This window comes from Corallococcus sicarius, assembly GCF_003611735.1.
Taxonomy (GTDB): Bacteria; Myxococcota; Myxococcia; order Myxococcales; family Myxococcaceae; genus Corallococcus; species Corallococcus sicarius.
In genome coordinates, this window is the sequence record NZ_RAWG01000392.1 from 1 (window position 1) to 7,377 (window position 7,377).

The 7,377-nt window shown below is 69.5% G+C and carries 7 protein-coding genes; 3 read left to right on the top strand and 4 right to left on the bottom strand.

All coding sequences use genetic code 11. From position 1 onward, the window contains the following. Positions 1–12 precede the first annotated feature (12 nt). Positions 13–174, top strand: a complete 162-nt coding sequence (locus D7X12_RS45425; RefSeq protein WP_369333663.1) for a GNAT family N-acetyltransferase — start codon at positions 13–15, stop codon at positions 172–174. Between the two features lie 9 nt (positions 175–183). On the opposite strand, the gene D7X12_RS36635 is transcribed toward D7X12_RS45425, so the two are convergent. Then, positions 184–1,632 (bottom strand): M20 family peptidase, encoded by a 1,449-nt coding sequence (locus tag D7X12_RS36635; RefSeq protein WP_120629846.1) that lies wholly within the window; start codon positions 1,630–1,632, stop codon positions 184–186. Between the two features lie 139 nt (positions 1,633–1,771). On the opposite strand from D7X12_RS36635, the gene D7X12_RS36640 reads away from it, so the two are divergent. Next, positions 1,772–2,908: a hypothetical protein gene (locus D7X12_RS36640; RefSeq protein WP_120629847.1), complete on the top strand. Its 1,137-nt coding sequence runs from the start codon at positions 1,772–1,774 to the stop codon at positions 2,906–2,908. A 118-nt stretch (positions 2,909–3,026) separates the two neighbouring features. Continuing rightward, a complete protein-coding gene (locus D7X12_RS36645) occupies positions 3,027–3,632 on the top strand; it encodes a hypothetical protein (RefSeq protein WP_120629848.1) in 606 nt (201 codons plus the stop codon). Positions 3,633–3,701: 69 nt separating this feature from the next. Here D7X12_RS36645 and D7X12_RS36650 read toward each other — a convergent pair whose 3' ends face one another. From D7X12_RS36650 to D7X12_RS36660, 3 genes are all read right to left on the bottom strand, one after another. Continuing rightward, the gene (locus D7X12_RS36650; RefSeq protein ID WP_244225002.1) at positions 3,702–5,237 is read right to left on the bottom strand and encodes a lactonase family protein; all 1,536 of its coding nucleotides are present in this window, start codon (positions 5,235–5,237) and stop codon (positions 3,702–3,704) included. Positions 5,238–5,452: 215 nt separating this feature from the next. Continuing rightward, the gene (locus D7X12_RS36655; RefSeq protein WP_120629849.1) at positions 5,453–6,334 is read right to left on the bottom strand and encodes an NAD(P)-dependent oxidoreductase; all 882 of its coding nucleotides are present in this window, start codon (positions 6,332–6,334) and stop codon (positions 5,453–5,455) included. A 129-nt stretch (positions 6,335–6,463) separates the two neighbouring features. Then, positions 6,464–7,377, bottom strand: a 914-nt coding sequence (locus tag D7X12_RS36660; protein WP_244225003.1) for a pirin family protein, incomplete at its 5' end; no start/stop codon positions are given.

Sequence of the window (7,377 nt, forward strand, 5' to 3'; positions counted from 1 at the left end):
GGGCAGGCGCTGATGGCGGCAGGGGAGGCGTGGGCGCGGGAGCAGGGCTACGACCGGCTCACGCTCACCGTCTTCGCGGGCAATGCCCGCGCTCGCGCCTTCTACGAGCGGCTCGGCTTCGGCGAGGAGACGCTGCGGCTCGTGAAGCCGCTGCCGCTGCGCCCTGGCGCCTGAGGCCCGGCGCTAGCGCGTGGTGTTGCGCAGGTACTGTGCGTAGAAGCGGATGGCGGCTGCGTGCCCCGCGACGGAGAGCCGCTCGTCGCGGCCGTGCATGCGCGTGAGGTCCTCGCGGGTCATGTGCACCGGCATGAAGCGGTACACGCTGTCGCTCAAGGGGTAGAAGTGGCGGGCGTCGGTGGCCGCCACGGTGAGGAAGGGCGCCACCACCACGTCCGGGAACACCTGGCGGATGCTGCGCTGCAGCTGCCGCCAGCCCTCCGTGTCCAGGCGCGACACCGGTGAGGCCTCGTCGCCCTCGGCGAGCAGCTCCACGCGCGCGTCGTCCACCACCTCGCGCACGTGGGCGCGCACGTCGTCCAGGCTGTCGCCCGGCAGGGGGCGGACGTTGAGCACCGCGCGCGCCTGCGAGGGCAGCACGTTGGGCTTGGGGCTGCCTTCCAGCATGGTGGCCGCGGCCGTGGTGCGGATGCTGGCGTTGGTCGAGGGCGCCGCGGCCAGCTGCCGCTCGATGAGGGGCGCGAAGAGCCAGGTGTTGGCGAAGAGCAGGCGCAGGCCGAAGCCCATCTCCGGCCCCACGTGCTCGAACAGCGCCAGCGTCCCGCCGCGCAGTCCGGGCTCGAGGGGGTGCTCCTCCAGCCGCACGAGGGCGCGGGCGAGGATGCCCGCGGCCGTCTGCGGCGGCGGCATGGACGCGTGCCCGCCCGTGCTCCGCACCACCAGCTCCACGCGCGCCGAGCCCTTCTCCGCCACCCCCACCAGCGCCACCGGGGCGGCCACGCCGGGCACGAGCCCCACGCCGATGGGGCCTCCCTCGTCCAGCACCGACTCCAGGCGCACGCCCCGCTCACGCAGCAGCGCGGCCACGCGGGCGGCGCCGTCGCGCCCACCCACCTCCTCGTCCGCGCCGAAGGCGAGCAGCACCGTGCGGCGCGGGCGGTGGCCCTGGGCGAGCAGCCCCTCCACGGCCTCGAGGATGGCGAGCACGCTGCCCTTGTCGTCCAGCGCCCCGCGCCCGTGGATGTAGCCGTCCGCCACCACGCCGCCGAAGGGCGGGTGGCTCCAGGTGGCCTCCGCCTCCACGGGCACCACGTCCAGGTGGCCCAGCAGCAGCACGGGGCTCAGGTCCGGATCCGCGCCCTTCCAGGTGTAGAGGTGCGCGTGCGCTCCCACGGCCTCGTGCCCGAGCTGCGCGTGCACGAGCGGAAACCGTGCGACGAGCTGCGCATGCAGCGCCCGGAAGGCGGCGTCCTCCGTGCCCATGCCGTCGGAGGCGGCGATGGTGCGGTGGCGCAGCGCCTCCGCGAGGCGACCCGCCGCCGCGGTGGCGTCCACCGAGAAGGGCTCGGCCGGCTCGGCGGGCACCTGCCGCGAGCTGAAGCGCAGCGTGCGCACGACGAGGACGCCCACGAGGAGCAGCAGGAGGACCAGCAGGGCGAGGAGGACACGCTTCATCGGCTCGGGGCTCCCAGGGAGGGCGCCGCCGAGCGTAGCAGCAGGCGAGGTGGGGACGGGGCATGGCAGGGGCCACTTCCGCACGTCCGCTCGTCTCGGGCGCACCGCCGCTCTACACTGCTGCCCTCCTGGAGGCTTGATGCACCCGAAGAGACTTCACCGGTGGCCCACGTCTGCGGTGCTCTCGCTGGCCGTGGGGCTCGCGCTCACCTTCGCAGCGGGCTGCTCGGACGATGACGAGACGGGCGTGGACGTGCCCAACCCGCTGACGAACCCCAAGGACGGTCCTCCCGCCGGCAATCCCAACGCGGAGGCCACGTGCAGCGTGCCCGCCGAGGCCGGCCTCGCGGACGTGTCCCGGCCCACCACCGTCGTCGGCACCGGGACGCCGGCCAGCTGCACCGGCGCGGCCTTCATCGACGCCGTGGCCAAGGGCGGGGTCATCACCTTCGACTGCGGCCCGGAACCGGTGACCCTCACGCTCGACAGGACGGCGAAGGTCTTCAACGACAAGGGGCCGGACATCGTCATCGACGGCAAGGGGTTGGTGACGCTCAGCGGCGGGGGCAAGCACCGCATCCTGTACATGAACACCTGCGATCAGAAGCAGGTGTGGACGACGTCCCACTGCCAGAACCAGGACCACCCGCGGCTGACGCTCCAGAACCTCACGTTCGTGGACGCCAGCTCCAAGAGCGAGACGGAGTTCGACGGAGGCGGGGCGGTCTGGGTGCGCGGTGGGCGGGTGAAGGTCATCAACTCGCGCTTCTTCAACAACGCGTGCGCGGACGTCGGGCCCGACGTCGGGGGTGGCGCCCTCCGGGTGTTCAGCCAGTACGACGGGAAGCCCGTCTACGTGATCAACACGACCTTCGGCGGCAAGCAGGGCTACGGTGGGGTCTGCTCCAACGGCGGCGGCATCAGCAGCATCGGCGTGTCGTGGACCGTCATCAACAGCCTCTTCTCCCACAACCGGGCCATCGGCAACGGCGCGAATCCCGCCGGTCCGGGCACCCCGGGCGGGGGCAGCGGCGGGGCCATCTACAACGACGGCAACACGATGACGCTGTCGCTCTGCGGCACGCGAATCGAACACAACGAGGTCAACGCCCACGGCAGCGCCATCTTCTTCGTCAGCAATGACCACTCGGGCGACATCCGCATCGACCGCTCGGTCATCCAGAACAACGTGGGCGGCTCCTGGTACGCGACGTATCCGCAGATCTCCAACCACGCGGATACGCCCATCCAGGTCACGAACTCCACGATCCAGTAGGCAATGGCCGCAGGTGGAGGCCCCTGAGCGCCCCCCACCTCCGTGCAGGGGCAAGGGTCTGCTCAAAACATGCTAAAATGGTTTAAGCAGCATCCGCTCAATCCGCACCCTGGAGGCCATGATGAAGCACGCGAGCCCGTGGATGGTGGTCTGTGTCGCCGGCCTGGTGCTGGGGTGCGGGGGGCCGCCCGAAGACCCGCCGTCGGAGGTTCCCGAGGGACAGCAGGACGCGCTCATCTCGCAGACCCTCATCCGTGCGCTGCCGGATGGGACGCTGTCCCAGGAGACGACGTTCATCACCCGGGCGGAGCAGCGGGCGCAGATTGAAGCGCGCGAGGCGCTGTTCCGGAACCGGGGGGAAGGCGTCACCCAGCAGGACCTGGACGACCTGGCCATTGACGGAGGGTGTGCTGGCTCCAGCCTCTGGCTCTTCGACCAGCCGGCACGCCGGGGCCGCCAGCTCTGTCTCTACAAGCAGGCAGGGGCGCCTGTGGCCTGGCTGGACCTGGGAACGGTCACCCGCTACTGGGACGGTGTCCGGTTCGTGCGCTGGTCGGGCGCTGTCCGCAGTCTCTGGTCGGGCGTCCACCCCGGCAGCCTGATGTATTGCACCGCCACCCTCTGCTACGCCTCCCCCTACCAGAACTTCAATGCCAATCAGCCGATGGACACCCTCACCGCTTCGGCGTCGCAGCTGAACTGGGCCTACCTGTACGACCCGTGACCGCTCGCGGGATGGCAAGCCAACGCCTGCCATCCCGCTCCTGCGCTTGCGGATGAAGTGGCGGGAGCCCTACTTCAGCGCGCCCGCCGGAATCTCGACCACGTACGTGTCGACGTCCGTGGCGCTGCCGCTGCCCCAGTTGGAGCCGAAGGCCACGCGCGTGAAGTCCAGGTTGACGCTGGCGTGCGGCTCCGTCCAATAGCCATTGGACGCGGTGCGGTGGTGGGCCAGCGTGTAGACGGTGGGGTTGGCCTTCAGCTGCACGGCCATCAGCGTGCGGTGCAGCCACTGCTGGGCACCGCCGTAGTCGGCGTAGGTGCTGATCAGCACCCAGCCCGGCCGGCCGAACGCCTTGCCCGACACGTGCAGCGCCGTCGCGGTGCCGGCCACGTACGTCGGGAACAGCACCGTGCGCACGCCCGTGCGCAGGTTCACCATGAACACGTCACCCGCGTTGGACTGGTAGTCGACGGCGACGTAGATGTCGTCGCCGTTGGCATCCAGGGCGATGTCCGAGTGCTCCGACTTCGCGTGCAGCTGGACCTTCTTGCTGAAGTCCCGCGAGAACGCCACCGTGCCCAGGGCGTAGTCGGTGGACACCACGCAGGAGTTGCCGCTGGGGGACATGCTCACGTGGTCGGGCCGCTCGCCGTTCGTGTTGTACGTGCCCAGGATGGTGTCCGTGTCACGGTCCCAGGTGAACACGCCCAGGCTGCCCCAGTTCGGGTCGTCGACCATGAAGCACCAGTAGCGCCGGTCCGCCGAGGGAGACCCTTCTGACCGCGTCCAGGCCGCCATCGCGGTCGGCCACCGGGCCTTCAGCCGCGCGGCGAAGTCACCCACGACGCGCGTGGCGCCCGTCGCGACGTTCAGCTCGTAGAGCCGCATCCCGACGCCATTGGTGGGCAGGTAGTAGAGCAGGTCCGGGTTCGTCGGGTGCCACTGCGGCTCCGCGTCCGCGGCCGGGCCCGACAGCCGCTTCACGCGGGCGCGGGTGTTGGCGTCATAGACGTGCCAGAACCCATCCAGGTCGTAGATCAGCTGCTTCGTGGTGTTCGCGTTGAAGGCCTGACGGCGGGAATAGTCGTTGCGGGCAAAGGTCGCGGTGCCGTCGGCCACGTGGTTCGTGGCGCGCACGAGACACGTCTTGTACGCGGGCTCGGAGACCGCCACGCCCTTGGCGGGCTTCGCCAGCGCGGGGACGGGGATCGCCTTGCGGACGCTGGAGAGCGCGAAGTCCGGGGGATAGAACGTGGCACAGGCAGGGCTCAGGCCCGCGCTCACCGGGCCCACGGACGTGCTGCGCTCACACGTCTTGAACCGGCCCGGCGCGGGGTCCGGATTGAAGAAGCAATACCCGCTGCCCGCCGGCATCTCCCGGGTGGTCCACGTGTCGCCCACGCCGAACCGGACCGTCGAGGGCTTGTCCAGCGTGAAGCTCCCATACTGGTTCGCCACGGTCTCCCAGCCGGCGGGGGCGAGCGCGGACTCGGCCGCCTCGGGCCCGGGCGCGCTGCCCTCCGTCTCAGCGCCACAGCCCACCAGGGCGAGTGACACCACCGCCGCACTCCACACCACCATGTCGTGCTTCAAACCACGTTTCATGTTGAATACTCCTTGCTGTGGGCCGACATCAAGACCCATTCAAGGTATCCAGACATTATTTGGTTTTCAAGTTTAGATATGACATTGAAGCTGAAATGTTCCAATCCTCATTTCGTGAGAGGAGTGTGGTGTTGGCCCTGCACCGTGGGGGTCTGGCCCCGCACGGTGTGGAGCTGTCCCTGCACTCTGGGGTTGCTACACCACAGCGGCCCGTCTCAATCCTGCTTCAGCGTGCTGAACACGGCGGGCAATTCCTTGTCACCCAGCCCCGCGCTGAGGGCTCGCTTGTAGTTCTCAAGCAGCTCCTTGGGGAAGCGGGAGCTGATGCGGGCGTCGCTGCTCAGCCGGACGATGTGTTCGAGCGCCGCGACATGGGTGTTGAGGCTGCACTGGTCGCCTGAGAAGTCGTTGTTCTCGATCATCCCCTGCGCGGCGTCGGCGGTGACGGAGATCAGGCCGAGGAAGGAGTTCTTCTGGGCGAAGAAGCTCTTCGGGTCCAGCCCTTCGGCCTTGCACATCGCCGCGGCGTGGAGGACCGCCAGGGTGCCTCCGTAGAAGGCTTCGAGGATCGCGCAGTCGAGCGTCGCGGCGGATCCGATCTTCTCGTCGACGTAGACGGAGTTCTTCGCGATCGCCTGGAGGGTTTCGACGTGCCGGTCGAACACTGCTCGCGACCCGGCGTAGAAGACCGTGGCGTAGTCGGTGGCCACGAAGCCGGGAAAGGCGAGGATGGCCGCATCCAGGTAGTCCACGCGGTGGGCCCGCGCCCACTCCAGGCCTCCTCGCGCGTCCGCGGGTGAGCCGCTGGTGAGCTGGACGACCGTCTTGCCGGCCAGTGCCGCCGCGACGGTCTCCGAAGAGAAGAGCTCCGAGCAGGCTGTGTAGTTGGACAGCGAGACGACCACGAGCTCGCGTCCGGAGAGGGCCTCGGGCAGGTGCTCGAACGCGACGGTGCCACCGCCCACGGCCCTGGCCTTGCTGGGAGTCCTGTTCCAGACCGCGACCTCATGCCCCGCCGCGGCAAAGGCTTTCGCCAGGGCGCTTCCCATGAGCCCACTGCCAATGACCGCGATCTTCGTTGAACGGTTGGAAGGCATCTTCAATCTCCTGGAGTGTCGAGCCAGCGTTGGTTTTGGAACCGCTGCCCGGGGAGGAGAGCACAGGCGAAGTAGGGGAGCCCCAGGAAGTTCCCGATCTCCTGTTACCCCAGGGGATGAAGCCGCGATTCAGCTCCGCGGCGGCTCGTCCGCGGGGACCTCACCGAAGCGGCCTGCCTCGAAGTCGTGGATGGCCTGGAGGATCTCGCGCTCGGTGTTCATGACGAAGGGCCCCACATGGACGATGGGCTCACGGAGGGGCTCGCCCGCGAGGACGATGAGGTGCGCGTCCTCCTCGGCGCGCAGTGCCAGATGCTCGCCCTCGTTGGCGAAGACGGCGAGGGAGCCCGGGGTGAGCGAGTCACCGTCGATGGAGACCCGGCCCCCGGCGACGAGCACGAAGGCATTGTGATGGGACGGCACGGGCACCTCGAGCGCCGTGCCCGCCGTGAGCTTCACGTCGAGCAGGGTGATGGGCGTGAAGGTCCGCGCGGGCCCTCGGGCGTCTGCGTACGCTCCGGCGATGACCCGGACCGTGCTGGTGTTGCCTTCACCTCCGACCGGGACGATGGGTGTCTGGTCCACGGTGATGGGCTGGTAGCCCGGCGGGTCCATCTTCTTCGCGCGAGGAAGGTTGACCCAGAGCTGCAGCATGTGGAACGCGCCTCCGCGACGGGCGAAGTCCTGCGCGTGGTACTCCTCGTGGAGGATGCCGGACGCGGCCGTCATCCACTGCACGTCGCCCGGCCCGATGACGCCCGCATGGCCCGCGGTGTCGCGGTGCGCGACGGAGCCCTCGAACGCCAGGGTGACCGTCTCGAAGCCGCGGTGGGGATGCCAGCCGACGCCGCGCTGACCCGTGGCCAGCGCCGGGTACTCGTAGCGGGGATGGTAGTCGAGCAGCAGGAAGGGGCTGACGCGCTCCTGCGTGAGGCCCCTGCTCGGGACGAGCGTATGCACCTGGAAGCCGTCACCGACCCAGTGGAGCGGACCTCCGCCATGGACGCTCTCGAGGGGACGGGCGCGGGAAAGGGGAAGAGGGG

Coding starts and splice junctions, on each gene's coding strand:
- D7X12_RS45425 (WP_369333663.1), top strand. CDS start 13: ATGGCGGCAGGGGAGGCGTGGGCGCGGGAGCAGGGCTACGACCGGCTC.
- D7X12_RS36635 (WP_120629846.1), bottom strand. CDS start 1,632: ATGAAGCGTGTCCTCCTCGCCCTGCTGGTCCTCCTGCTGCTCCTCGTG.
- D7X12_RS36640 (WP_120629847.1), top strand. CDS start 1,772: ATGCACCCGAAGAGACTTCACCGGTGGCCCACGTCTGCGGTGCTCTCG.
- D7X12_RS36645 (WP_120629848.1), top strand. CDS start 3,027: ATGATGAAGCACGCGAGCCCGTGGATGGTGGTCTGTGTCGCCGGCCTG.
- D7X12_RS36650 (WP_244225002.1), bottom strand. CDS start 5,237: ATGAAACGTGGTTTGAAGCACGACATGGTGGTGTGGAGTGCGGCGGTG.
- D7X12_RS36655 (WP_120629849.1), bottom strand. CDS start 6,334: ATGCCTTCCAACCGTTCAACGAAGATCGCGGTCATTGGCAGTGGGCTC.